We start from the raw sequence: 25087 nt of genomic DNA on the forward strand, positions 1-25087 counted from the left end.
CGGCGGAGGCGTCCGCCCCGGGCCCGTGCGAGGGGTGATGCCGGCGTTTCTCCACAAGCGTGAATCCTTCTTCCTCTTGATCGCCCTCGCCCTCGGGGCGGTGGCCGGCGCGGTCCTGTACCTGTCGCGGCCGACGACCCTGCGGGTCGCCGTCGGCCCCCGCGACCGGGTCGAGACCCACCTGATCCAGGCCTATGCCGACGCGCTCGCCCGCGCCCGGGAGGATATACGCCTCGAGGTCGTCCCGTACGACGACGTGCGCGACAGCGCCGCGGCGCTCCAGAGCGGTCGGGCCGACCTCGCGGTGGTGCGCCCCGACGTCCGCCTGCCCGAGAACGGCCTGACCCTGGCGGTGCTGCACGACGAGGCCCTGATCATCGCGGCTCCGCCCGATTCGGGCATCCAGGCCTTCTCGGACCTCGCCGGCAAGCGCCTCGGCCTCGTCGCCCATCACGGCGCCGACCAGCCCCTGGTCGCGAGCCTGCTCGCCTACTACGCCCTGGCGCCGACGCCGGCCGGCGCCGCGCCGGCTCCCGCCGATCCCGGCGGGGCGCTGCCCGCCGCCGCCGGCAGCGTCGCCCTCGTCCCCCTGCACGCCTCGGAGGTCGCGGCGGCCTTGGCCGAGCACCGGATCGATGCCGCCGCGGTGATCGCCGCGCCCTCGGCGAAATCCGCCGCCCGGGTGGTACAGGCGGTCGAGGCGGCCTCGCCCGGACGCGGCGCGACCATCGTGGCGATCCCCGACGGCGAGGCCATCGTCCAGCGCCTGCCCGAATTGCAGGCCGTGACCATCGCGGCCGGCACCTTCGGGGGCCGGCCCAAGCGCCCGGACGACGAGGTGAAGACGGTCGGCGCCTCCTACCGGCTGATGGCCCGGTCGTCGCTCGCCCGCGACACCGCCGCGAGCGTGACCCAGCACCTGTTCGAGTTGCGCTCGCGGCTCGCCGCGATGGTGCCGACGGCCAACCTGATGAAGGCCCCGGACTTCGACAGCGCCGCCGAGGCGACGAGCGCCCGCCTGCCGATCCATCCCGGCGCGGTCGACTATTACGAGCGCGAGCAGCAAACCTTTCTCCAGCGCTACGAGGACTGGGTGTACCTGGTGGCGTTCTTCGGCGGCGGCCTCGGCTCGGCGGTGGCCTGGCTCGGCCAGCGCCTCGCCCGCGAGCAGCGCGCCCGCATCGACGCCGTCCTCGACCGGCTGCTCGCCATCCTGATCGAGGCGCGGGCGACGCAGGACCCGGCCGCCCTGGAGGCCCTGGCGGTCGAGATCGACGGCCTCGTCATCGACGTGGTGCGCCATGCCCGTGCCAACGACACCGATGCGCGCACGATGAGCGCGCTGATCCTGGCGGTGGATGCCGCCCGCGCCGCGGTGGCGGATTGCCGGCGGGACGGGGCGCCTGTGCGGGAACGGTCGGGACGGGTGCTGTCGTGGCATCCGGCGAGCGGGACCTGAACCCTTCCATCTCGGGCCGCCCGGCTTGATCATGGGTCAGGTCGTCCGAAAGCAGGGAGCGAGCGGGCGAGGTCGATTATGTTCGATCTCGCAAGACGGCTTTGTCACCGCCGAACGAAGAGCCAAGGCATTACAAGGGCGACCGACAGGGTGATCGACAGGGTGTAGGCCAATACGATACTTATTTGTCCGAGCGTCATATACAGGCAGAGATAGAAGGCCAGCACCCCGAACGCCCCCTGAACGCTGCCGCGTACGACATCGAGAGAAGCGGCGACGCCGGTCTGGACGCGGGCGAAGACGATGAGTGGCCAGGAAATGACCGGGATAGGGGCAAGCACCCCGCTCAGGGCTGGGCCGAGATACGGGGCAAGCGTCGAGACGAGCACGACGAGCAGGGTGGCAGCGCCCAACCGCGCGGGCATGTCCCACCGAGGTGGTCGTGCACGGCCGACGGCCTGTCCCGAGAGCGGGCACAGCGCAATGACCAGCACCATCAAGACAACATCGAGAGCAGCCATCACCCACACCCCCGGGTGAATGACGCTGTGCAGGATGAACCCGCCGCCGAGGAACGCCAGCAGTCCCGCACCCACCGCCCTCGAGGAGCTGACCCGCGGAGCACAGAGGGCGTAAGCCATGTAGGCGAGTGCCACGGCCCCGAGACCGGTGACCGATCCGACCGCCGCATCGGAGGCAAATTGCTCGCCCTGTTCGATGGCAAGATAGATCGAGATCGGCGCCGAAGTCAGAGGTAGCCCCGACAGCAACCCTCCGACGAGGCTTCCCCACCGACGCGCGGCAGCCGACACCACCCACATCAGCGCTGGAGTGACGACGATCTTGGCGGCGACCAAGCTCATAAAGCCCCGATCCGTGATGCGACTCTGCAGATCCGACGAACGTACCGTCGAGCCTGCGTACGCTCAACGGACTTGCCGGAGGGTTCGCAAACCGTTCGTCGTGGAGCAGACCAGGATGGCGTTGATTGCGTTCTCGCGCACGGACTTTAGGTAATGAGATGGTCCCGGCGCCTCAGGGCCGGAAACAGTCGGCCCCACAGGGCCGCCACCGCGACCGTCGCGATGCCGCCGATCACCACCGCCGGCACCGCGCCGGCAAAGGCGGCGAGCGTGCCGGATTCGAACTCGCCGAGCTCGTTCGAGGCGCCGATGAACACGGTGTTGACCGCCGCGACCCGGCCGCGCATCGCGTCCGGCGTCTCGCCCTGGACCAGGCTCTGGCGCACGTAGACGCTGACCATGTCGGCGGCCCCCGTGACGAACAGGCATGCCATCGACAGCGGCAGAGAGGTCGAGAGGCCGAAGCCGATCGTCGCGAGACCGAACACCCCGACGGCGATGAGGAGCCGCGGGCCGACCCCGCGGGTCAGCGGCCGGTGGGCGAGGAGGATCGCCATCAGGACCGAGCCGAGCGCCGGCATGCTGCGCAGGAGACCAAGGCCGAGGGGGCCGACGAACAGTACCTCCTGGGCGAAGATCGGCAGGAGCGCGGTGGCGCCGCCGAGTAGCACCGCCACGAGGTCGAGGGTGATGGCACCAAGCACCACCGGCTGCGAGCGGATATAGGTGAGGCCGGCGAGCAGCGTGCTCCAGGTGACCGCCGGCCGGGTGGCGACGGCGGCCGGCCGCGGCCGGATCCCGATGATGCTGACGGCGGCAAGCGCGAAGCAGGCGGCGGCGAGGCCGAACACGACGGCCGGCCCGAGCGCGTAGAGCAGGCCGCCGAAGGCCGGTCCGGTGACCGACGCGCTTTGCCACAGCGAGGAATTGAGCGCGATGGCGCTGCCGAACTGCTCGCGCGGCACCAGGGTCGGCAGCAGGGCCTGGCTCGCCGGGTTGGCGAAGGCGCGGGCGGTGCCGACCAGGATCATCAGGGCGTAGACCGGCCAGACCGGCGCCGCACCGGAGAGCGCGAGCGCCGTCAGGCCGAGGCCGGCGAGCGCCAGGAGCCCGTAGGACAGGGCCGCGATCCGGCGCCGATCGTAGGTGTCGGCGACGTGGCCGGTGACCAGCGCCCCGAGCATCGCCGGGGCGAAGCTCGCCAGCCCGACGAGACCCAGCGCCAGGGCGCTGCGTGTGAGGTCGTAGACGAACCAGCCCACCGCCACCGCCTGCATCTGGTAGGCGAGCCCGGTGAGGAAGCGGGCACCGCCGAAGAGCCGGAAGTCGCGGTTGCGGAAGAGCGTCCAGCCGGACGGGGCGGGGGAGAGCATGGTCGGTCCGTGCCCGCCGGATCGGGCGGCGGGGTTCAGGAGGAGGGCCCGTCGCGACGGGCGATCAGGCCAGGAGCTTGCGGGTCAGGATCGAGAGGCCGAAGGCCAGGGCCGAGACGGCGACCGAGATCGCGATGAAGAGCGTGCGGCGGGGCTGCTGGGCCGATTCGGCCCGCACCGGCTCGACGACCATGCTGAAGAACTCGATCTGGCGGTCGGCGATCATGCGCGAGCGCTCCCGCGCCGCGATGGTGGCCGAGTAGTACCTCTCGGCGGTCTTGCGCTCGGCGTCGAGCTCCTCGAACTTGGTCAGCGTCGCCGAGAGCACCCGGCGCTGGTCCGGATCCTGGTTGGCCGCCTCGCGCTCGATGCGGGAGATCGTGTCGTCGAGCTGGGCGATCTGCGCCTTCAGGTCCTGGATGCTGCGGCTGTCGTCGCGCAGGTCGCGCTGGAGCAGGCTGAGCTTGACCGCGAGGCCGATCCGCTGCGAGCGGATCTCGGCGATCATCTTCAGGTTCGTGTCGTTGGATTTCTGGGCGTCGAGCACGCCGTCGCGGTTGCGCAGGTCGCGCACGGCGAGGTGCAGCTTGGTCAGCCGCTCCTCGGCGCGCTTCATCTCGCGCTCGCTCTCCGCCAGGGCGTCGTTGCGGGCCCGCACGGTGAGCTGGTTCACCAGCCGCTCGCTCTCGGCGAGCACGGCCTTGCTCAACGTCAGGGAGTCGTCCGGGTCGAAGGCATTGACCGAGACCTCGATCAGGCCGGACGTCTCGACGGTGACCTTGACCCGGTCGGCCCAGTACTTGACGAGCTTCTCGATCGGCTTGTCGGGATTGAAGCGGGAATACGCATCGATATCGTCACGGGAGAACATCTTTCGTAGCGGCAGGCTGCGTTCGAGCGTCTCGATCATCGTCCGGCTCTTGATGTATTCGCCGACGATCATCGAGTCCTGGGCGATCATCTGGGACGGGATGCTCGAGGTGGTGCCGACCCCATCGGGCGCGGCCTTCTCGGCCCCGCCGATCGCCGGGCGCAGGGCGAAGCGGGCGTCGGTGACGTAGCGATCCGACAGGTAGAGGCCGAAGAACACCGCGCTGCCGAGCGACGGGAGCACGAACAGGAAAAGGAACAGGAGCGGGGTCACGATGTCCCGGCGCCGGTGCGCCCGGATCGTACGGATCGTGGTCTTGCTCGGGTTCGAGAAGCGCGACACCCGGGCCGCCTGCCGCAGGGCCTCACCGATCATCCGGGAGCGGTCGGCGGGGCTGAGCGCCTTGCCTTCCGGGTTGCGGGCGTCGATCGTCATGGACAGGTGTTCCGGCTGCGGGCGTGGCCGGGGCGCGGGGCGCGCCGGCCGGCAGGAAGAGCGGGTCGCGGATCGCTCACTGGTTGAGGCGCTGGTAGACCTCGATCGCGTCGTTGATGTCGGGATAGATCACGGCGCGACCGTTCGCCAGCACGATCCCCTGCTGGGCGTAGTCCCGGATCGTATCCATCGAGTGCGAGCACATGATGATGTCGGCATTGGCCCGCCGCTGGCTCCACACTTCCTCGCAGCGCTTGGCGAAGCGCGCGTCGCCCACGCCGGTGATCTCGTCGACGATGTAGCAGTCGAACGGGATCGCCATGCTCATCCCGAAGGCCAGCCGGGCGCCCATGCCCGAGGAGTAGTTGCGGATCGGCACGTTCATGTAGTCGCCGAGCTCGGCGAAATCCTCGACGAAGGCCAGCACCCGGCGCGGATCCTCGCCGTGGATGCGCGCGACGAAGATCACGTTCTCGCGCCCGGTCATGAACGGGTGGAAGCCGCCGCCGAAGCCGAGGGGCCAGGAGATCCGGGTGGTGCGGATCACCCGTCCCCGGGTCGGTAGCTCGCAGCCGGCCAGCAGCCGCAGCGTGGTCGACTTGCCGGCGCCGTTGATGCCGAGGATGCCGTAGCTCACGCCCGGCTTCAGCGTCAGCGACGCCTGGTCGAGGATGACGCGGCGGTACCCGTCCGTCTTGTAGATCTTGGTGACGTTGTCGAGGCGGATCATCGGCGGGAAGGCACGCTCGAAGGGCTGGCGGTCGCCGTCCGGGCAGGGGCCGGACGGCCTTACGCCTGTCCGATCATGCGCCGCGCCGGCATCCGCACGGTTAACGAGGCCGGCCGCATCGGCCGGCAGCGTCGGGACCTAGGCGGAAAAAGCGGCGAATCTGAGAAGGAACGGCCCCGCCGGACCGACGCCGCGGATCGGGCATCGACAATGCGGTGATCCGGGACGGATACCACATCGTATCCAGGCCCCGCCGGATGCGCAGGCCCCGTTTCGCCGCTACTCCGCTTCATCCTCGGGCGGCTCCGGCAAGGCCATCACCCGGGGCGGGTGCGCGATCGCCTCCAGGAAGCGGATCAGGTCGCCCGGTGCCACGGCCGTGGTGGCGCCGTTGTGGAGCGGATGGAAATTGACCGGGTCGTGCGCCATCAGCCCGGCATCGAGGATGACCGCGACGGTGCCGTTACGGTCGTTGACGAGCCCGAACGGCGTCACCGAGCCCGGCCGGACGCCGAGGCGCTCGTAGAGCAGCTCGGGCGAGCCGAAGGAGAGCCGCCCGGTGGCGCCGAGCGGCCCGTGCAGGCGCTTGAGGTCGATCCGCGCCTCGGCCTCCGCCACGACGAGGAAGAGCCTGCCGCGCTTGTCCTTCAGGAAGAGGTTCTTCGAATGCCCACCCGGCATCCCGGCCTTGAGGTCGCGGGATTCCGACACCCGGTGCACCGGCTCGTGCGCCACGGTGGCGTGGGCGATGCCGAGGCCGTCGAGGAGGGCAAACAGCGCCTCGGGCGTCGCGGGGTTCATCGCGCGAGTCTCACGCGGCGAGGTGGCGGCCGAGCGCCGCCGGGTCGACGTTGCCGCCCGACAGGATCACGCCGACGCGCTTGCCCTGAACCGCCACCGCACCCTCGAAGGCCGCGGCCGCCGCGAGGCAGCCGGTCGGCTCGACGACGAGCTTCATCCGTTCGACGAAGAACCGCATGGCGGAGACGAGCTGGGCGTCGGTCGCCGTCACGATGCCGGCAGCCTCGCGCCGGATGATCGGGAAGGTGTGCTGGCCCAGATGCGTGGTCAGCGCCCCGTCGGCGATCGAGACCGGAACCGGGATGCGCACCACCTCGCCCTGGGCGAGCGATTGCTGGCCGTCGTTGCCGGCCTCCGGCTCGACGCCCCAGATCTCGACCTCCGGCGACAGGGCCCGGGCCGCGAGGCACGAGCCGGCGAGCAGGCCGCCGCCGCCGAGGCAGACGAGGAGCACGTCGAGGGGGCCGACCTCCTCGATCAGCTCCTTCACAGCGGTGCCCTGGCCGGCGATCACGTCCGGATGGTCGTAGGGCGGGATCATCGACAGGCCGCGCTCCTCGGCGAGACGTCGGCTCACCGCCTCGCGGTCCTCCTTGTAGCGGTCGTAGACGACGATCTCGGCGCCGTAGCCGCGGGTCGCCGCGACCTTGATGGCCGGCGCGTCGTGCGGCATCACGATGACGGTCGGCACGCCCTGCAGCGCGCCGGCATAGGCGATCGCCTGGGCGTGGTTGCCCGACGAGAAGGCCAGCACGCCGCGCTCGCGCTGCTCGGGCGAGAGCGCCGCGATGGCGTTGCAGGCGCCCCGGAACTTGAAGGCGCCGGCCCGCTGCAGCGGCTCGGCCTTGAAGAACAGGGTGGCGCCGGTCCGCGCATCCGCGGTGCGGGAGGTCAGCACGGGCGTGCGGTGGGCGATGCCGCGGATGCGCTCCGCGGCGGCCTCGACGTCGGCGTAGGCGAGGGTCATCAGCGGTTCTCGAAGTTGGGTTTGCGCTTCTCGACGAAGGCCGACATGCCTTCCTTCTGGTCGTGGGTGGCGAAGAGCCCGTAGAACACCCGGCGCTCGTAGCGGATGCCCTCGGTCAGCGTGGTCTCGAAGGCGCGGTCGACGCTCTCCTTGGCCACCATCACGGCGGGCAGCGACATCGACGCGATGGTCTCGGCCGCCTTCATCGCCTCGGCGAGGAGGTCGGCCGCCGGGACGACCCGGGCGACGAGGCCGGAGCGCTCGGCCTCCGCCGCGTCCATCATCCGGCCGGTGAGGCAGAGCTCCATCGCCTTCGCCTTGCCGACCGCGCGGGTCAGGCGCTGGGTGCCGCCCGCACCCGGGATGACCCCGAGCTTGATCTCGGGCTGGCCGAACTTCGCGGTGTCGGCGGCCAGGATGAAGTCGCACATCAGCGCCAGCTCGCAGCCGCCGCCGAGCGCGTAGCCCGCCACCGCGGCGATGATCGGCTTGCGGCGCCGGCCGACCTTGTCCCACTCGCCGAACGGGTCGGCCATGTAGAATTCGGGGTGGGTGCGGTCCTGCATCTCGCGGATGTCGGCGCCGGCGGCGAAGGCCTTCTCGGAGCCGGTGATGACGATGCAGCCGATGCCCGCGTCGGCCTCGTAGCCGTCCAGCGCGTGGTTCAGCTCGGCGATCAGCGCGTTGCACAGCGCGTTCAGCGCCGCCGGACGGTGCAGGGTGACGAGCGCCACGCGCCCGCGCGTCTCGACCCGGATGTTCTCGTAGTCCACGGCGTTTCTCCCGCTTCCCTCTCCCGCTTGGCTAGGGGAGGGAGAAGCGGGGCGCAAGCGCTCTCAGGCCGGGGGCGGGTCCGGCGCCTCGACCACGGCCTGGCGCTGGAGCTGCAGGGCGACGAACCAGCACAGCGACGCCCAGGCGGCGCCGATGCACCAGCCGGCGAGCACGTCGCTCGGCCAGTGCACCCCGAGATAGATCCGGCTGATGCCGACGAGCAGCGTGGTGACGACCCCGAGGCCCATCACGAAGGCCTTGACCTTGCCGGAGCGCTCGACCCGGGCGAGCAGGATCGCGAGCGTCAGGTAGGCGATCGCCGACAGCATGGCGTGCCCGCTCGGGAAGCTCGCCGTGAAGGTCTCCATGCCGTGCGGCACCAGATCGGGACGGGGACGGCGGAAGAACAGCTTGAGGCCGGTGGAGAGCAATTCGCCGCCGCCGATCGCCACCACGACGAACAGGGCGGCCCGCCGCCGCGCGGTGATCGCCAGGTAGAGCACCACGCAGGCCGTGACGTAGACGATGCCGAACACGCTGCCGAAGGCGGTGATGTCGCGCATCGTCTCGGGCAGCCAGGACGGCCCGATCGGCTGGGCGAGGTCGCCGGGGACGCGGAGCGCCAGGAGCAGCCGGTCGTCGAAGCCGAACGAGCCGCCCTCGCGGATCTCGTCGGCGAGCTTGAAGAATCCAAAGCCGAACAGGCTGACGGCGAGCAGCGAGGCGAGCGGCCCGATCTCGTTGAGGCGCAGGCGCAGCCACACCGCCGTGGCGTGGCGCCGGAACGGGATCTGGACCATCAGGCGCCCCCGAACGGAAACCGGCCGCGAGCCTCCCAGGGCCCGCCGAGATAGCGCCAGAGCAGGAGCCCGGTGCCGGTGATCGTGCGCGGCACGAACGACGCCTCGAGTTCGCGGTGGAGGGCGCGGGCCTCCTCCGGCGCGACCTTGTTCTGCACGGTGACGTGGGGCCGGTAGCCCTGCCGGTCCTGCGGCGTCAGCCAGGGCTCGAATGTTCTGGCGAGGCGCCTGCGCAGGGCCGAGAGCCGGCCCGATTCGAGCGTGTAGGCGACGCCGCGGCCGATAAAGCGCAGGCCTGCGACCTCGACCGGCATCGGGCTCTCCGCCCGTGCCTCCGCGACGAGCGTCTCGACGACCGCGCGCTCCTCCTCGCCCGGCAGGTGGTGGAAGAGCGTGACGTGGGCCGGAATCTTGTTGAGGGCCGGTGGGAAGTGACGGCGGCGCCGGCCGTCGAACTCCGCGAAGGCGGCCTCGTCGAGTTCCAGGGTGAGGATCAGGGGGGCTTGCGACATCCTCCAGGCGAGATGGCGCAGGCGGCCGCAAAGGCCAGTGCTGTTCAGCTCGTACCGTTCCCGCTACACGGCGCCCATGCGCGACAGTACCGACATGGTCCATCTCGGCCGGGATGGCTGGCTCTTCCTGACCGGCGGCACCAACCGCGTGCGCGAGCAGTACCGGGCGAGCCTGCCCGTCGCCTGGCGGCTGTGGCGCTGGCGCCGGCTGATCGAGGCGCGTACCGCGCGGGCCGCCGCCGCGGGCCTGCGCGCCTTCCACGTCGTGGTGCCGGAAAAGCTCAGCATCTACGAGGACCGCCTCGACGGGCTCGCCCTCGATCCGGCGCTCTCGCCGGCCCGCCGCCTCGGCGCGCGGCTCGCCCGCTCGCGGGTCGCCGGCTCATGGATCGACCTCGTCGGCCCGCTGCGGGCGGCGCGCGACGCGGAGCCGCCGCTGTACCTGCGCACCGACACCCACTGGAGCCAGGAGGGCTGCCGGCTCGCCTTCGGCGAGATCATGCGGGCGATGGGCGCGGTGCCGCCCGCCGACCTCGCCGGGCGGCCGTTCCACGACCATGACGGGGTGCGCGACCTCGGCGCCAAGCTCGACCCGCCGGTGCGGGAGACGATGCGGGTCCGCGAGGTCCAGCGCGACGCCGTGCGGGTCTTCGCCAACCCGCTGGTCGAGGGCCACGAGGCGCGGGGGACCGCGGCCGACCTGCATGTCGGCGCCCACGTGGTCTTCCGCAACGAGAGCCCGGCCGCCGACCCGCGGACCCTGATGCTGTTCGGCGATTCCTGCTCGCACTTCCATCCGATCTTCCTCACCGGCCTGCTCGCCGAGAGCTTTCGCGAGCTGCACTTCGTCTGGTCGGCGAATCTCGACTGGGCCTATATCGAGCGGGTCCGGCCGCACCTGCTGCTCGTCGAGGTGGCGGAGCGCTTCCTCGCCAGGGTGCCGACCGACCGGTTCGACGTCGCGGCGGAGGGCGCACGCTCGCTCCCGGCGGCCTGAACCCGCCCATTGCGGTGCCGTCCCGCCGCCCCACCTTCGGAGGCGACGGGCGAGGAGGGTGCGATGGGGCTTCTGGTCGACGGCGTCTGGCACGACCAATGGTACGACACCAAGGAGACCGGCGGGCGCTTCGTGCGCAAGGACGCGGCCTTCCGCAACTGGGTCACGTCGGACGGCGCGCCGGGGCCGAGCGGGGAGGGCGGCTTCCAGGCCGAGCCCGGGCGCTACCACCTCTACGTCTCGCTCGCCTGCCCGTGGGCGCACCGCACCCTGATCGTCCGGACGCTCAAGGGGCTCGAGGACGCGATCTCGGTCTCGGTGGTCGATCCGCTGATGGGATCCGAGGGCTGGGTGTTCGGCGAGAGCCCGGGGGCGACCCCCGATACCGTGAACGGGGCGACGCGCCTCTACGAGGTCTACCTCAAGGCCGACCCGCACTATTCCGGCCGGGTCACCGTGCCGGTCTTGTGGGACAAGGTCCGGGGCACGATCGTGTCGAACGAATCGGCCGAGATCGTCCGGATGCTGGGCGCCGCCTTCCCGGGCGGGCCGGACCTCTACCCGCAGGACCTGCGCGCCGAGATCGACGACGTGAATGCCCGGGTCTACGACCGGGTCAACAACGGCGTCTACAAGGCGGGCTTCGCCACGACGCAGGAGGCCTACGAGGAGGCCGTGACGGCGTTGTTCACGGAACTCGACGCCCTCGACGCCCGCCTCGACCGCTCGCGCTACCTCGTCGGCGCCCGGCTGACCGAGGCCGACATCCGGCTGTTCACCACGCTGGTGCGGTTCGATCCGGTCTATGTCGGCCACTTCAAGTGCAACCTGCGGCGGATCGCCGATTACCCGAATCTCGCGCCCTACCTGCGCGACCTCTACCAGACCCCCGGCGTCGCCCCGACGGTGAACCTCACCCACATCAAGCGGCACTATTACGAGAGCCACGCCACCATCAACCCGACCGGGATCGTCCCGCTCGGGCCCGTGCTCGACTACGACGCGCCGCACGGCCGGGCCGAGCGGTTCGGCACTTGAACCCGACGGCCCGGGCGCGTCACCCCGAGGCCGGACCCCGCGCCTCGGCGAGGTGCACGGCCTGGGCGCCGACCTCGTAGGCGATCTCCCGGACGGCCCGGAACCCGATCGGCGCCGGGTCGGTCACCGGGAGCGGCAGGTCGGCTTCCGTAATCCGGCCGGCCACGAGGTCGGCGAGCACCGCGCCGAAGGCGGTGCCGGGGGCGATGCCGCGGCCGTTATAGCCGCTGAAGCCCACCACGTTGCGGGCGAGCCGGTGGAAGCGCGGCAGGGCATCCGCCGTCATGCCGATCCGGCCGTACCATTCGGCCTCGAACGGCACGTCGGCGGCCTGCGGAAACAGCGCCCTCATTGTGCGCCGGGCCCAGGCCCGGTGGATCGCCGCCCCGGTGCCGCGTAGCGCACCGACGCTGCCGATCACCAGCCGCCCGGCGGCGTCGAGGCGGAACGAGGTCAGGACCGGCTTGGTGTCCCAGGCGCCCTGGCGCCCGGGGAGGATCGTGCCGCGCAGGTTGTCGCTCAAGGGGGCGGTCGCGATGTTGAAGTAGGGCAGGTGGGCGATCTCGGCCCGGATCTCCGGCCAGGGCGCGCGCGTGTAGGCGTTGGTGGCGACGATCACCCAGTCGGCGGTCACGCCGCCCTCCGGCGTCGCGAGGTGCCAGCGCGGGCCGGTCCCGGTCACGCCGACGACCGGGCTGCCGGTATGGACGACCGCGCCCGCGTCGATCGCCGCCCGGGCGAGGCCCCGCGCATAGGCGAGCGGCTGGATCGTGCCGGCGCGCTCGTCGAGGAGCGCCCCCGCGTAGGCCCGCGTGCCGGTGAGGCGGGTCGCCTCGTCCGCGTCGAGGAGGCGAACCGGCGCCCCGCGGGACTGCCATTGCCGGGCCCGGTCCGCGAGATCGGCCAGGCCCTTCCGGCCGACCGCGCAATGCAGGGTGCCGGCCCCTTCCGCCTCGCAGGCGATGCCGTGCCGGGCGACGAGATCGAACACCCGGCGCGGCGCGGTACCGAGGAGCGCGAGCAGCCGCTCGCCGCGCTCGGTGCCGAGGGCGGCGGGCACGAGGTCGGGCTTCACCCACAGGCCCGCGTTGACGAGGCCGACATTGCGCCCCGAGCCGCCGAAGCCGACGGTCTCGCCCTCGAGCACCACTACCCGGGCGCCGCCTTGCGCGAGGTGCAGGGCCGCCGACAGGCCGGTATAGCCCGCCCCCACCACCGCCACGTCGGCGGTCGCCTCGCCGCGCAACGGCGTCGTGTCGGGAGCCGGCGGGGCGGTACGCGCCCAGAGGCCGTGCGAGCGGGGATCGGTGATCACGGGCAGTCGGGTCCTGGAATCGGTCCGGCACCATGCCGGATCGGTCGCGTTCGCGCCACGGCTGGCGCGGGAGCGGGACCGGCCTAGACTGGCCCTCCAGGGAGGCCCGCATGACCGAATCCAACGCCGTGGACGCGGCGATCGCCAGCCGGCGCAGCGTCCGGGGATTCCTCCCCGATCCGGTGCCGACGGCGACGATCCGCGATCTCCTGGCGCTCGCCGGCCGGGCCCCGAGCGGCAGCAACATCCAGCCCTGGAAGGTCCACGTCGTCACCGGCGCCGCCCTCGCGCGCCTGACCGCCGCGCTCTCGGCGGCGCATGAGAGCGACGTGCCGGAGGCGCGAGAATACGAGTATTACCCCGTGACCTGGCGCGAGCCGTATCTCGGCCGGCGCCGGAGCCTCGGCTGGCAGCTCTACGGGCTCGCCGGCATCGAGAAGGGCGACAAGGCGGGCGCCAAGCGCCAGTTGGGCCGCAACTTCACGTTCTTCGGCGCTCCCGTCGGCCTCGTCTTCACCATCGACCGCGACCTGGAGCAGGGCAGCTGGCTCGATTACGGCATGTTCCTCCAGACCCTGATGCTGGCCGCCCGCGGGCGAGGCTTCGACACCTGCCCGCAGGCGGCGATCGCGAGCTATCCGAGGGTCGTGCGGGGAGAGCTCGGGATTTCGGAGGGCGAGACGGTGGTGTGCGGGATGGCGCTCGGCTTCGCCGACCCGGACGAACCGGTGAACGCGTTGCGAGCGGAGCGGGAGCCGGTGGAGAGCTACGCGGTGTTTCATGATTCTTAACAGAGGGATGGTTTTCCAGATAAATCGATACGAATACAAGGTGACTATATGCAATATGATGCCAAAAATATTGATCTTAGAAAGAAATATCGTCAATATTTTACTTATTTATTGGCTTTTATATCTATAAATTCTGTGATAATAGCAACATTGTGTTATCAAATTGCGCCAGATACAAATGATCTGTATCATTTGGCAAATCCAGGGGACAGGCCAAACAAGGGCGAAAGTACCGTTCAGTATTTGTTTGTATTTTCGTGTATTTTAACCTTAGCCGCGATCGCCAACTGGGTGGCCCCTAATTATATGCTGCGTCGCTCACCTCAATCTGAGCCCGGCTTCGCCGTTGCCTTGATGGCTGCGCTGGTGGTGGCATGTATATTCTTCGCCGCGACTCTTGTGCGTGTCCAGGCCGTCAGGCTGCTCGTTGGGTAGCGGCCGATCTGCGTATAGGAGACGCTGCGTCCTCCTCGATTCGAGCGGTTCGTGACCTGGAACCCGTCGCCCGGCCCTGTGGTCATGGGGAGAGAGCCGTTGGCGGCGAGAGGGGCGAACGGTTCACGTTCGAAATCCCGTCGTCATATCGCGCGAGGTCTGGTTCCGTCGAACGCCCGCCGAACAGCTTGCCCGCCACCCGGCGAAACGCCGGCCGGCTCGCCGTCCACAGGGCCGCGTGCAGCGCGCGGATGCCGAGCCGGGTTCGCGGATGCATCAGCCGCGGCGCGATCTTGGGTACGCCCTGCGCGTCTTCGACCATCGGGCGCATCTCCCGCTCGTAGGCCGTGAACGCGGCCCGGACGTCGTCGGTGCGGGTAAGCTCGCCCGCGAGCACCCGCGCCCCGGTGACCGCCAGCGTGGCGCCGATGCCGGCGAGCGGCGTGACGCACCAGGCGGCGTCGCCGGTGAGGGCGACGCGGCCGCGCGACCAGCGCGGCATCCGCACCTGGCGCAGCACGTCGAAATAGAGGTCGTCGGTGCCGTCGAGGGCCGCCAGCACCCGCGGCGCCTGCCAGCCGGCATCGCGGAAGCGCTCGCGCAGAAAAATCTTCTGGCGGTCGCGGTCCCAGCCCTGCGCCTCGGCGAGCGGGCCGTAGACCGCCAGCATCGCCCGGGTGGTGCCGTGCCGGTCGGGGCGCAGCGACAGGCTGCGACCGCCGGGCGCGTTGTACCAGCGCCAGAGCCGGTCGTCGTCAGGGGCGCGGGGGATCGTGAGGTACGCGAGGGTCAGGTCCATCCAGCGCGGGTCGTTCTCACCCGGAAACACCCGCTCGCGGGTCGAGGAGCCGACGCCCTCGGCGACGACCACGGCGTCGTAGGCGGCCGTCTCCCCGCCCGCGAAGGTGACGGTCGCGGCCTCCGCGCCGTCGTCGATGCGCTCGACCATGGTGCCGAACCGGAAGGCGGCGTGGGGTCGGGCCGCCTCGAAGAGCAGGCGGGCGAGGTCGCCGCGCAGGATCTCCATCTCGGCGGTCGGGCCGTCGCCCTCGATCTGCCCGGTCATGAAGCGCGCCCGCGGCCTGCCGTCCGCATCGATCCAGGCGGTGCCCTCCTCGCCGGTGCCGCGATCGAGCGCCGCCCGCTCCAGCCCCATCTCGCGCAGGACCCGGCGGCCGACGCCGCGGATGTCGACGTTCTGGCCGCCGTCGCGGAAGGCGGGCGCGCGCTCGACAACCGTCACGTCGAACCCGGCGCGGCCGAGCCACCAGGCCGCGGTGGTGCCGGCGATGCTGGCGCCGGTGATCAGGATGCGGTGAGCCATGCGCGGAGCCTACTCCACCCGCACCACGGGCTCGAACCGCCCCTTCACCTTCACCGGCACCGTGAAGGTGCGCCCGGCGAAGCGGTCGTCGGTGCGGTCGGGGTCGAGTCCCTCGGTGGCGGAGGTCACCACCAGGGTATCGGCGTCGGGCCCGATGAAGGCCGGGCAGGTCACCTGGCGGGCCGGCATCGCGATGCTGCGCACCCGCGTGCCGTCGGGGGCGTAGGCGTCGAGGCTGGCCGCACCCCAGCGGGCGTTCCAGACCAGGCCCTCGGCGTCGATCACCGCGCCGTCCGGCGCGCCCTCGGAGGCGGGAACCTGGACGAAGACCTGTCGGTCGCCGGCCGGCAGCCCGGTCGCCGGATCGGTGGCGACGCGCCAGATCGTGCCGGCCTCCGAATCGGCGAAGATCGCGTGCGTGCCGTCGGCCGCGAACGCGATGGCGTTCGGGATGGTGAGGCCGGTGAACAGGGTCCGCACCGCGCCGCGGAAGAACCAGTGGATCGCGCCGTAGCCGGCCTGCGCCTCCCGGCCCATCGTGCCGAGCCACAGGGCGCCGCAAGGGTGGACCCGGCCGTCGTTCGAGCGGGTCTCGGGCCGGTCGGCCTCCAGCGCCGCGAGGAGGCGCATCCGCCCGCTGTCGATGTCGCGCAGGTAGAGTCCGTCCTCGGCGCCGAGCAGCAGGGTGGCGTCGTCGACCCGCGCCACCATCGAGGCCATCACCGGCAGGTCGTGCAGGGTGGTGGCGCCCCCCGAGAACGGCCGCTCGCACAGGTGGTTGCCGAGGATGTCGAGCCAGTAGAGCCGGCCGAGGCCGGGATGCGCCGCCGGCCCCTCGCCGAGGATGCAGGCGCGGTCGCAGAAGATGCCGGCCCAGCCGCTCATCGGGCGGTCTCCTTCGTGAAGCGGTACTCGATGATCTCGCGGTAGGTCTCGCCGGGGCGCACCACCGCGCTCGGGAAGCCCGGATGGTTCGGCGCGTCGGGAAAGGCCTCGGGCTCGAGGCAGAGCCCGCTGCGGGCAGCGAAACCCAGGCCGGCCTTGGCGAGGTGGGTGCCGTCGTAGAACTGCACCGCCGGCGCGGTGGCCAGCACCGTGAGCGCGAGGTCGCTGCCCGGCGCCGTGATCCGGCCGACGGGGCGCGGCTCGGCGGCGGATTGACGCCCGAGCACGAAGGCATGGTCGAAGGCCCGGTCGCCGATCCGCGTCGCGCGGCGCAGGTCGAACCGGGTGCCGGCGACCGGGGCGACCGCGCCGGTCGGGATCTGGGCCTCGTCGACCGGCAGATAGGCCTCGGCCGGGATCTCGATCACGTGATCGTCGATCGGCGGGGCGGGATGGCCGCCGGGCGGCAGCGTCAGGTTGAAGTAGCTGTGGTTCGTCAGGTTGACGATCGTCGGCTCGGTGGTGGCCGCCGTCAGCGTGAGGCGCAGGGTGCCGGGCGCGACGATGGCGTAGGTGCACGCCACCGTGAGCGCCCCCGGGTACCCTTCCTCGCCGTCGGCCGACCGGTAGGTCAGGGTCAGGCTGCGCGGGCCCACCTCGGCAAAGCTCCAGTTCCGGCGCGAGAAGCCCTGCGCTCCGCCATGCAGGTGGGTGCGGCCGGCCTCGTTGCGGGGCAGCGCGTGGGTCCCCCCGTCGAGGGTGAAGCGTCCGCCGGCGATCCGGTTGGCGAAGCGCCCGACGACGGCGCCGCATTGCGGGGTCTTCTCCACGTAGTCGTGGGGATCGTCGCGGCCGAGCACCACCGGGCGGCCCTGGACGTCGAGGCGGCGGATCACGGCGCCGAGGCTCAGGACCGCGACCTCCAGCCCCTCGCCGGCCAGCCGCGCCTCCAGGATCGGGCTGCCGTCCGGCATCGTGCCGACGGGGACGGGGGCTCTGTCGCGCATTCGGGCATCCTGACGGGGGCCGGGTCGTGGCCGGTGGATCGTCCCTTAAGGGTAGGGCGCGGCCGGCGCCCTCTCCACCGCCGCCGCGCTGTTGCGCAGGCCGTCGCGCACCACCACCTCGGTCGCCGCGGCGGCGGCGGGCGGGTCGCCGGCCCGGATCGCCGCCGCGATCGCCGCGTGCGCCCGCCAGGCGACGGCGTGCTCGTGCGGGTCGGTGGGCCGGCTGAGCTGAAACAGCACGGCGAGCGCCGCCTCGGTCACCGCGCCGACCGAGTGCATGAAGACGTTGCCGGAGGCGTCCGCCAGGGCGAGGTGGAAGGCGAGATCGGCCCGCGCGAAGGCCGGATCGAGCCCGGCCGCGGCCCGCATGTCCGTCACGCAGGCGTCGAGCCGGTCGAGATCGGCGAGCGTTCGGCGCTCCGCCGCCAGCGCGGCCGCCGCCGGCTCGACCGCGAGGCGGATCTCGGCGAGGTCGCGCAGGAAGCGCGCGTCGATGCCGCCCTCGATCGTCCAGGCCAGCACGTCGCGGTCGAACAGGTTCCAGGCCGCCCGCTCGCGCACACGGGTGCCGACACGGGTCCGGGTCTCGATCAGGCCCTTGGCCGACAGGGTCTTGATCGCCTCGCGCAGGACCGTGCGCGACACGCCGAACCGCGCCAGCAGGACGGGCTCCCCCGGCAGCACCGCGCCCTCGGAAAAATCCCCGGCGACGATGCCGGTGCCGAGCGCCCGGGCGATCCGGGCGTGACCCGGGCCCCCGACCCGGCCCGCGGCAGCTGCCCCGGGAAACCTCTTGCGCGAAATCGCCGCGGCCTCGCTCCCATCCAAGGTTGCGCCCTCCCGGTGGATTCCGGCCTCTTGCCCACGCGTCATGAATCCGCGATAAGGGCCGGACCGCTGCAATAGTCATATTAAATGATTTACAGCGCGTCGAGCGGACCGACGGGCTTCGAGGGAGGAAGCGGTGGCGGCAATCTATCCGGACCTTGCGGGCAAGGTCGTGGTGGTGACGGGCGGCGGCTCCGGGATCGGGGCGGAGCTGGTCCGGCACTTCGCCCGGCAGAAGGCCCGGGTCGGCTTCCTGGACATCGCGGACGAGCCGTCGCAGGCGCTCGCCGCCGAGCTGGAGGGGGACGGCCTGTCGGTCGCCTTCGAGCACGCGGACGTCACCGACATTCCGGCGCTGAAAAGCGCGATCGGTCGCATCCGAGACCGGTTCGGCCCGGTCGACGTGCTGATGAACAACGCCGCCCACGACGAGCGCCACGCCACCGAGGAGGTGACGGAAGCCTACTGGGACGGCCGCATCGCCGTGAACCTCAAGCACCAGTTCTTCGCCGCCCAAGCCGTCCTGCCCGACATGAAGGCGAAGGGCGGCGGCGCGATCGTGAATTTCGGCTCGGTGTCGTGGATGATCGGGCAGGGCGGCATGGCCGCCTACACCGCCTGCAAGTCCGGGGTGATCGGCCTCACCCGCTCGCTCGCCCGCGATTTCGGCCCCTTCAACATCCGGGTCAACGCGCTGGCGCCGGGCTGGATCATGACCGAGCGCCAGCTGGCGCTGTGGGTGACGCCGGAATCGGACGCCGAGATCAACGCCCGCCAGTGCCTCAAGCGCAAGCTGGTGCCGGCGGACGTCGCGCGCTTTGCCGTGTTCCTCGCTTCGGAGGAGGCGGGGGCCTGCACCAACCAGCATTACGTCGTGGATGGCGGATGGGTGTGAGGGGAGGCTCCCGCAGGCACGCCGGGGGCCAGTCCAAGCGCAGGTTTCTCCCTCCCCCCTCTGCGGGTGAGGGGGAAACCCGCGCTATTCCTTTCCCCGGACGGCCCCAGACATCCCCCGCGGAAGTATCAGGCCGCTCCCACCCGTCGGCCACAATACGGAAAAACCGACCCCGGCAGATTAGCAGGCCGCAATCCTGCCGGGCACCACTTACCGGCAGCCCCGCGCACCCAAGATGCGGGGATTTGGGAGGAACCATGAAGTCGTTCGTCGCTCTCGTCGGCGGAGCCCTGATGGCTGCCGCGATGCTCGCAACCCCGGCTGCCGCCCAGCAGAAGGGCAAGATCGGCGTCTCGATGCCGACCAAGTCCTCGGCGCGCTGGATCGCCGACGGCCAGGGCCTGGTCCAGGCGCTCAAGGACAAGGGCTACACCGCCGACCTGCAATACGCCGAGGACGAGATCCCCAACCAGCTGTCGCAGATCGAGAACATGATCGCGACGGGCGCCAAGGTGCTGGTGATCGCCGCGATCGACGGCACCACCCTGTCGGACGTGCTGCAGCAGGCGAGCGATCGCGGCATCAAGGTCATCGCCTACGATCGCCTGATCCGCGGCTCGAAGAACGTGGACTACTACGCTACCTTCGACAACTTCCAGGTCGGCGTGCTGCAGGGCAGCTACATCGTCGACAAGCTCGGCCTCAAGGACGGCAAGGGGCCGTTCACCGTCGAGCTGTTCGGCGGCTCGCCCGACGACAACAACGCCTACTTCTTCTACGACGGCGCGATGTCGGTGCTCAAACCCTACATCGATTCCGGCAAGTTGACCGTGCCGAGCAAGCAGCTCGGGATGGACAAGGTCTCGACCCTTCGCTGGGACGGCGCGGCGGCCCAGGCCCGGATGGACAACCTGCTGTCGGCCTTCTACGGCAACAAGCGCCTCGACGCGGTCCTGTCGCCGTATGACGGCATCTCGATCGGCATCATCTCGTCGCTGAAGGGCGTCGGCTACGGCTCGCCCGACCAGAAGATGCCGATCATCACCGGCCAGGATGCCGAGATCCCCTCCGTCAAGGCGATCGTCCGCGGCGACCAGAGCATGACGGTGTTCAAGGACACCCGCGAGCTCGCCAAGGTCACGAGCGACATGGTCGCGGCGATCTCGTCAGGCGGAGAGGTCGCGGTCAACGACACCAAGACCTACAACAACGGCGTCAAGGTGGTACCATCCTATCTGCTGAAGCCGGTGACGGTCGACAAGGACAACTGGCAGAAGGTGCTGGTCGACAGCGGCTACTACAAGGCCCAGCAGGTCAAGTGATGGCGGCGTCCCCGGCTCCGCGCGCGGTGCCGAGCGCCTCTCCGATCCTGGAGATGCGCGGCATCACCAAGGCGTTCCCGGGCGTCAAGGCGCTCGACACCGTCAACCTCGCCGTCCGCGCCGGCGAGATCCACGCCGTCTGCGGCGAGAACGGGGCCGGGAAATCGACCCTGATGAAGGTACTGAGCGGGGTCTATCCCGCCGGCTCCTACGACGGCAACATCCTGTTCGACGGCGAGGAGCGGCGCTTCTCGGGCATCCCCGACAGCGAGGCGCTCGGCATCATCATCATCCACCAGGAGCTCGCCCTGGTGCCGCTCCTGTCGATCGCGGAAAACATCTTCCTCGGCAACGAGGCGGCGTCGCGCTTCGGCCTGATCGACTGGCCGCTCGCCATGGCGCGCACCCGCGAGCTGCCCGCCCGGGTCGGCCTCGACGAGGCGCCCGAGACGCTGGTGACGCATCTCGGCGTCGGCAAGCAGCAGCTCGTCGAGATCGCCAAGGCGTTGTCGAAGAAGGTGCGGCTCCTGATCCTCGACGAGCCGACCGCCTCGCTCAACGAGAGCGACAGCGCCGCGCTCCTCACCCTGCTGGAGGCCTTTCGCCAGCAGGGCATCACCTCGATCCTGATCTCGCACAAGCTCAACGAGATCGCCCGCGTCGCCGACAGCGTGACGATCCTGCGCGACGGCACCAGCGTCGAGACCCTGCCCCGGGAGGCGATGCTGGGCCCGGACGGCAGGCTGAACGAGGACCGGATCATCAAGGGCATGGTCGGGCGCGACCTCGCCCACCGCTATCCCCCGCGGGAGGGCGTCGCGATCGGCGAGCCGCTGCTGGAGGTGCGGAACTGGAGCGTGCGCCACCCGCTCCATCCCGATCGCCTCGCGGTCGAGGACGTGAGCCTGACGGTCCGCCGCGGCGAGGTCGTCGGCATGGCCGGGCTGCTGGGGGCCGGGCGGACCGAGTTCGCCATGAGCCTGTTCGGCGGCGCCTACGGCCGGCGCGTCGCCGGGGAGGCCCGGCTCAACGGCCAGCCCGCCGATCTCGGCAGCGTCGAGAAGGCGATCCGGGCCGGCCTCGCCTACGCCACCGAGGACCGCAAGGGCTACGGCCTCGTGCTGCACGAGGACATCCGCACCAACGTGTCGCTGGCCAACTTGCCCGGAGTCGCGGCCCGCGGGGTCATCGACGAGGACCGCGAGCGGGCGGTGGCCGAGCGCTACCGCGAACGCCTGCGCATCCGCTCGTCGGGCATCGACCAGGCGACCGTGAACCTGTCGGGCGGCAACCAGCAGAAGGTCGTCCTGAGCAAGTGGCTCTTCGCCGACCCGGACGTGCTGATCCTCGACGAACCGACCCGCGGCATCGACGTCGGCGCCAAGTACGAGATCTACGCGATCATCAACGACCTCGCCGCCCAGGGGAAGGGCGTGCTGATCATCTCGTCGGAGATGCCGGAGCTGCTTGGCATGTGCGACCGCATCCTCGTCATGAACCGCGGCCGCATCGTCGGCGAGCTGCCCGCGGCTGAGGCCTCGCAGGAGGCGATCATGCGGGCCATCGTCACCTCGGGAGGCTGAAGACCAACGATGAGCGACACCGCCACCCCCCTCCAGGCTCCGCGCCCGCCCGCCCTCGCCGGCTTGAGCGCCAAGGCGTTCTCGGGCTCGCTGCGCGACTACGGCATGATCCTGTGCCTCGTCGGCATCGTGCTCTTCTTCCAGTTCTTCACCGACGGGGCGCTGCTCCGCCCGCTCAACCTCACCAACCTGGTGCTGCAGAACAGCTACATCGTGGTGATGGCGCTGGGCATGCTGCTCGTCATCGTGGCCGGGCACATCGACCTGTCGGTCGGCTCGACCGCGGGCTTCATTGGCGCGCTCGCCGCGGTGCTGATGGTGCAGATGGGCCTGCACCCGCTCCCGGCGACGCTGCTGTGCCTCGTCGCCGGCGGGCTGATCGGCGCGGCGCAAGGATGGTGGGTGGCCTACCTGCGCATCCCGTCCTTCATCGTGACGCTGGCCGGCATGCTGGTGTTCAAGGGCCTCACCCTGGCGCTGCTCGCCGGCCAGTCGGTCGGGCCGTTTCCCTCCGATTTCCAGAAGCTCAGCTCCGGCTTCATCCCGGACATCGTCACCGGCGGCGCGCTGCGCATCACCTCGGTCCTGGTCGGCGTGGCCCTCGCCCTCATCCTCGTCGGCTCGAACCTGCGCCGGCGGCTCGGCCAGCAACGCCAGGGGTTTACGCCCGAGCCGATCGGCGCCTTCGCGCTCAAGAACGCGGTCGTGGCCGCCGTCATCGTCGCCTTCAGCACCTGGCTCGCCACCTATCGCGGCCTGCCGAACGTACTGATCGTGATGTTCGCGCTGATCCTCCTCTATCGCTTCGTCACCAGCCGCACGGTGATCGGCCGGCGGGTCTACGCGCTCGGCGGCAACGAGAAGGCGGCGAAGCTCTCGGGGATCAATACCGAGCGCCTGACCTTCCTTACCTTCGTCAACATGGGGGTGCTGGCCGCGCTGGCCGGCCTGATCTTCGCCGCCCGCCTCAACACCGCGACCCCCAAGGCGGGCCTCGGCTTCGAGCTCGACGTCATCGCCGCCTGCTTCATCGGCGGCGCCTCGGCCTCGGGCGGCGTCGGCAAGGTGACGGGCGCGGTGGTCGGCGCGCTGATCATGGGAGTGATGAACAACGGCATGTCGATCCTCGGCATCGGCATCGACTACCAGCAGGTCATCAAGGGGCTGGTGCTGCTGGGGGCGGTCAGCATCGATCAGTACTACCGGAAGAGATGATCCGAGGGGATCGTATGAAGCCGACGCCGCGACTCCCTCGTCGTCCCGGGTTCCGTTGCGCGGTCCCGGGCTGACGCTGGAAGCCTGTTCGACTGATTTGAGTGCCCGTTCCCGCCCGCGACCTCATCCTGAGGTGTCTGCCGATCTGCTGCGCGGCACCTCAGGACCAGGTAGGAGGGTCTGCAAGTCTTGATTGTCTCAAGTCTTGAGTCGGAAATTCGGTGCTGCCGGCCTCAACCCTCGCCGTCCCGCGCCCGCTCGCGCTCGGTCGCCAGCGCCGGGGCGCCGAACCACTCCGCCCGCATCGCCTCGCGCAGCAGCGCGCCGACCGCCGGGGCGTGCGGCCGGCCGCGGACGGTGACGAGGGCAACCTCGCGCCAGAAATCCGGCTCGACGAGCGGACGGGCGACGACGCCCGGATGGGTCACGCAGGAGCGCGGCATGAAGCCGAAGCCGAGGCCCGAGGCGATCATCGCGAGAATCCAGTCGTCGCGCTCGCTCCGGTAGATCGTCTCGCAATCGGTGCAGCCCTGCGCCTCCCAGACCGGGCCGACGGTGCCGCGGAACTCGCAGTTGAGGCGGTGGACGTAGTGCTGGCCGTTGAGGTCGCGGGGGCGGATCGCATCGAGGGCGGCCAGCGGGTGGGCGGGCGCCACCGCGATCACCATCGGCTCGCGGAACAGGGCGAGATGGTGCAGGCGTGCATCCGGCTCGCGGCCCGGCAGGCAGTAGAGCGCGACCTCGAGGCCGCCCGCGAGCAGGCGCTCCTCCAGGGCGCTCGCGCTCGCATCGACGATGTCGAGCTCGAGGTCCGGATGCCGCGCCCGCAGGCCGCCGATCAGCCCGATCAGGGCGTCGGGCTGGATCGTGCACATCACCCCGAGCGTCAGACGGGTGCGGCGCTGGCGGCCGAAGGCGCGGGCCTCGGCCTGCGCGGCCTGCGCCTTGGCGTAGACGTCCTCCAGATAGGGCCGCACCGTACGCCCCAGCTCGGAGAGCTGCGTGCCGGTCCGCTCGCGGTGAAACAGCGCCCCGCCCAGTTCCTGTTCCAGGAAGTGGATCGCCCGGGTGAGGGAGGGCTGGGTGACGTGGCAGGCCTGGGCCGCGCGGGTGAAGTTGTGCTCCTCGCACAGGGCCAGGAAGTAGCGGATCTGGTGCATCTCCATCGTCGCTCTCCGCTGCGAGCCTCCAACCCGGGAGCCCCGGCGCCGCGGGGACGGATCGAAGGCTAACACCGCGGGGGCGGGGCGGGAACGCGGCCGTGCGGGCCGGCGCGTCAACACCAGGGGCAGGAGCGCCAGGCCGGCGGGTCCGAGGGCCGGGACGGCTCGGTCGAGCGCACGGCCCGCGGGGCCCGGACCGGGGCCGCCCGCAAGCGTCCATCGTCGTAGCCGGTGTAGCGCGGGGGCGCGGGCATCGCGGAGACGACCGCGGCCTCCCGGCCCTCGGGGTGCAGGAGCGACTGGGTCCAGGCATGGGCGGAGGTCGACAGGGTGGCGAGCACGGCGCCGGCGAGGAGAAGGCTGCGCATCGGACGATAATCCGTTCGTGGGAGGGGGCGGGGTGCCCCCTGGTCGAGAGGGATCATCGCCCCGGGGCTCCCCCGCGGGCCAATGCCGTTCGCCTATCGTGGCGATGCCGTCCGGCTCTGGCCGCGTCCCCGCCCACGGTTGACGCCGGGGGACGGGCGGGGGCCTAAACGGGGCCTTGCGATCACCCCCTGGCTTCCGGAGCCCCCCTCATGAGCCGCCTCGTCTACGTGCTGAACGGCCCGAACCTGAACCTGCTCGGCAAGCGCCAGCCGCACATCTACGGCAGCGAGACGCTCGCCGACGTCGAGGCCTCCTGCCGGGCGCTCGCCGGCGAA

General features: G+C 71.0%; 26 protein-coding genes. 10 read left to right on the top strand and 16 right to left on the bottom strand.

The window, feature by feature from the left end; all coding sequences use genetic code 11:
- The first annotated feature begins 37 nt into the window (after positions 1–37).
- The gene (locus tag V3T34_RS03935; protein WP_091889504.1) at positions 38–1459 is read left to right on the top strand and encodes a TAXI family TRAP transporter solute-binding subunit; all 1422 of its coding nucleotides are present in this window, start codon (positions 38–40) and stop codon (positions 1457–1459) included.
- A gap of 104 nt (positions 1460–1563) precedes the next feature.
- On the opposite strand, the gene V3T34_RS03940 is transcribed toward V3T34_RS03935, so the two are convergent.
- From V3T34_RS03940 to V3T34_RS03980, 9 genes are all read right to left on the bottom strand, one after another.
- Positions 1564–2322, bottom strand: a complete 759-nt coding sequence (locus tag V3T34_RS03940) for a hypothetical protein (RefSeq protein ID WP_091889506.1) — start codon at positions 2320–2322, stop codon at positions 1564–1566.
- 146 nt (positions 2323–2468) lie between these two features.
- Positions 2469–3695, bottom strand: a complete 1227-nt coding sequence (locus V3T34_RS03945) for an MFS transporter (protein WP_331369102.1) — start codon at positions 3693–3695, stop codon at positions 2469–2471.
- A 64-nt stretch (positions 3696–3759) separates the two neighbouring features.
- Positions 3760–5001: a capsule biosynthesis protein gene (locus V3T34_RS03950; protein ID WP_305079256.1), complete on the bottom strand. Its 1242-nt coding sequence runs from the start codon at positions 4999–5001 to the stop codon at positions 3760–3762.
- Positions 5002–5077: 76 nt separating this feature from the next.
- Positions 5078–5731 (bottom strand): ABC transporter ATP-binding protein, encoded by a 654-nt coding sequence (locus tag V3T34_RS03955; RefSeq protein ID WP_305079257.1) that lies wholly within the window; start codon positions 5729–5731, stop codon positions 5078–5080.
- A 279-nt stretch (positions 5732–6010) separates the two neighbouring features.
- A complete protein-coding gene (locus tag V3T34_RS03960) occupies positions 6011–6532 on the bottom strand; it encodes a prolyl-tRNA synthetase associated domain-containing protein (RefSeq protein ID WP_060846433.1) in 522 nt (173 codons plus the stop codon).
- A gap of 10 nt (positions 6533–6542) precedes the next feature.
- The gene (locus tag V3T34_RS03965; protein WP_305079258.1) at positions 6543–7499 is read right to left on the bottom strand and encodes a threo-3-hydroxy-L-aspartate ammonia-lyase; all 957 of its coding nucleotides are present in this window, start codon (positions 7497–7499) and stop codon (positions 6543–6545) included.
- On the bottom strand, positions 7499–8272 hold the full coding sequence (locus V3T34_RS03970) for an enoyl-CoA hydratase (RefSeq protein ID WP_060846431.1): 774 nt from the start codon (positions 8270–8272) through the stop codon (positions 7499–7501). The genes V3T34_RS03965 and V3T34_RS03970 overlap by 1 nt, the downstream gene beginning before the upstream one ends.
- A 63-nt stretch (positions 8273–8335) precedes the next feature.
- On the bottom strand, positions 8336–9073 hold the full coding sequence (locus tag V3T34_RS03975) for a phosphatase PAP2 family protein (protein ID WP_060846430.1): 738 nt from the start codon (positions 9071–9073) through the stop codon (positions 8336–8338).
- On the bottom strand, positions 9073–9585 hold the full coding sequence (locus V3T34_RS03980; protein WP_305079259.1) for a 2'-5' RNA ligase family protein: 513 nt from the start codon (positions 9583–9585) through the stop codon (positions 9073–9075). The genes V3T34_RS03975 and V3T34_RS03980 overlap by 1 nt, the downstream gene beginning before the upstream one ends.
- Before the next feature lie 76 nt (positions 9586–9661).
- On the opposite strand from V3T34_RS03980, the gene V3T34_RS03985 reads away from it, so the two are divergent.
- Together V3T34_RS03985 and V3T34_RS03990 are read left to right on the top strand one after the other, a co-directional pair.
- The gene (locus tag V3T34_RS03985; RefSeq protein ID WP_305079260.1) at positions 9662–10582 is read left to right on the top strand and encodes an alginate O-acetyltransferase AlgX-related protein; all 921 of its coding nucleotides are present in this window, start codon (positions 9662–9664) and stop codon (positions 10580–10582) included.
- Positions 10583–10645: 63 nt separating this feature from the next.
- Positions 10646–11620 (top strand): glutathione S-transferase family protein, encoded by a 975-nt coding sequence (locus tag V3T34_RS03990; RefSeq protein WP_305079261.1) that lies wholly within the window; start codon positions 10646–10648, stop codon positions 11618–11620.
- Between the two features lie 19 nt (positions 11621–11639).
- Here V3T34_RS03990 and V3T34_RS03995 read toward each other — a convergent pair whose 3' ends face one another.
- Positions 11640–12935, bottom strand: a complete 1296-nt coding sequence (locus tag V3T34_RS03995) for an NAD(P)/FAD-dependent oxidoreductase (RefSeq protein WP_305079262.1) — start codon at positions 12933–12935, stop codon at positions 11640–11642.
- A 110-nt stretch (positions 12936–13045) separates the two neighbouring features.
- Here V3T34_RS03995 and V3T34_RS04000 point away from each other — a divergent pair, with 110 nt between their 5' ends.
- Positions 13046–13726, top strand: coding sequence for a nitroreductase (locus tag V3T34_RS04000; protein ID WP_305079263.1), 681 nt, complete (start codon positions 13046–13048; stop codon positions 13724–13726).
- A 48-nt stretch (positions 13727–13774) separates the two neighbouring features.
- Positions 13775–14161, top strand: coding sequence for a hypothetical protein (locus V3T34_RS04005; protein WP_305079264.1), 387 nt, complete (start codon positions 13775–13777; stop codon positions 14159–14161).
- 82 nt (positions 14162–14243) lie between these two features.
- Here V3T34_RS04005 and V3T34_RS04010 read toward each other — a convergent pair whose 3' ends face one another.
- From V3T34_RS04010 to V3T34_RS04025, 4 genes are read right to left on the bottom strand one after another with little or no spacing between them, the layout of a single operon-like run.
- Positions 14244–15485, bottom strand: a complete 1242-nt coding sequence (locus tag V3T34_RS04010; RefSeq protein ID WP_305079266.1) for an FAD-dependent monooxygenase — start codon at positions 15483–15485, stop codon at positions 14244–14246.
- A 9-nt stretch (positions 15486–15494) separates the two neighbouring features.
- The gene (locus V3T34_RS04015) at positions 15495–16370 is read right to left on the bottom strand and encodes an SMP-30/gluconolactonase/LRE family protein (RefSeq protein ID WP_305079267.1); all 876 of its coding nucleotides are present in this window, start codon (positions 16368–16370) and stop codon (positions 15495–15497) included.
- Positions 16367–17377: an aldose epimerase family protein gene (locus tag V3T34_RS04020; RefSeq protein WP_305079268.1), complete on the bottom strand. Its 1011-nt coding sequence runs from the start codon at positions 17375–17377 to the stop codon at positions 16367–16369. Before V3T34_RS04020 ends, V3T34_RS04015 begins: the two co-directional genes overlap by 4 nt.
- Before the next feature lie 45 nt (positions 17378–17422).
- Positions 17423–18205, bottom strand: a complete 783-nt coding sequence (locus V3T34_RS04025; protein ID WP_236012689.1) for a FadR/GntR family transcriptional regulator — start codon at positions 18203–18205, stop codon at positions 17423–17425.
- Between the two features lie 136 nt (positions 18206–18341).
- Between V3T34_RS04025 and V3T34_RS04030 the strand changes: the two genes are divergently transcribed.
- The 4 genes from V3T34_RS04030 (at position 18342) to mmsB (ending at position 23220) form a co-directional block, all read left to right on the top strand.
- Entirely contained in the window at positions 18342–19100 is a 759-nt protein-coding gene (locus tag V3T34_RS04030) for an SDR family NAD(P)-dependent oxidoreductase (RefSeq protein ID WP_091889531.1), read from the top strand.
- Between the two features lie 257 nt (positions 19101–19357).
- Positions 19358–20422 carry a multiple monosaccharide ABC transporter substrate-binding protein gene (chvE, locus tag V3T34_RS04035; RefSeq protein WP_305079270.1) on the top strand — a complete coding sequence of 355 codons (1065 nt, stop codon included), beginning with the start codon at positions 19358–19360 and terminating at the stop codon, positions 20420–20422.
- Complete coding sequence (gene mmsA, locus V3T34_RS04040; protein WP_305079271.1) at positions 20422–22005, top strand: multiple monosaccharide ABC transporter ATP-binding protein; 1584 nt, start codon at positions 20422–20424, stop codon at positions 22003–22005. Before chvE ends, mmsA begins: the two co-directional genes overlap by 1 nt.
- A 105-nt stretch (positions 22006–22110) precedes the next feature.
- Entirely contained in the window at positions 22111–23220 is a 1110-nt protein-coding gene (gene mmsB / locus V3T34_RS04045) for a multiple monosaccharide ABC transporter permease (protein WP_407942669.1), read from the top strand.
- 233 nt (positions 23221–23453) lie between these two features.
- Here mmsB and V3T34_RS04050 read toward each other — a convergent pair whose 3' ends face one another.
- Positions 23454–24386 carry a LysR family transcriptional regulator gene (locus tag V3T34_RS04050; protein ID WP_091889534.1) on the bottom strand — a complete coding sequence of 311 codons (933 nt, stop codon included), beginning with the start codon at positions 24384–24386 and terminating at the stop codon, positions 23454–23456.
- 110 nt (positions 24387–24496) lie between these two features.
- Complete coding sequence (locus V3T34_RS04055) at positions 24497–24751, bottom strand: hypothetical protein (protein ID WP_091889536.1); 255 nt, start codon at positions 24749–24751, stop codon at positions 24497–24499.
- Between the two features lie 210 nt (positions 24752–24961).
- Here V3T34_RS04055 and V3T34_RS04060 point away from each other — a divergent pair.
- Positions 24962–25087: type II 3-dehydroquinate dehydratase (locus tag V3T34_RS04060; protein ID WP_305079274.1), on the top strand; the 126-nt coding region annotated here is incomplete at its 3' end.

The organism is Methylobacterium ajmalii, assembly GCF_036448855.1.
Lineage (GTDB): Bacteria > Pseudomonadota > Alphaproteobacteria > Rhizobiales > Beijerinckiaceae > Methylobacterium > Methylobacterium ajmalii.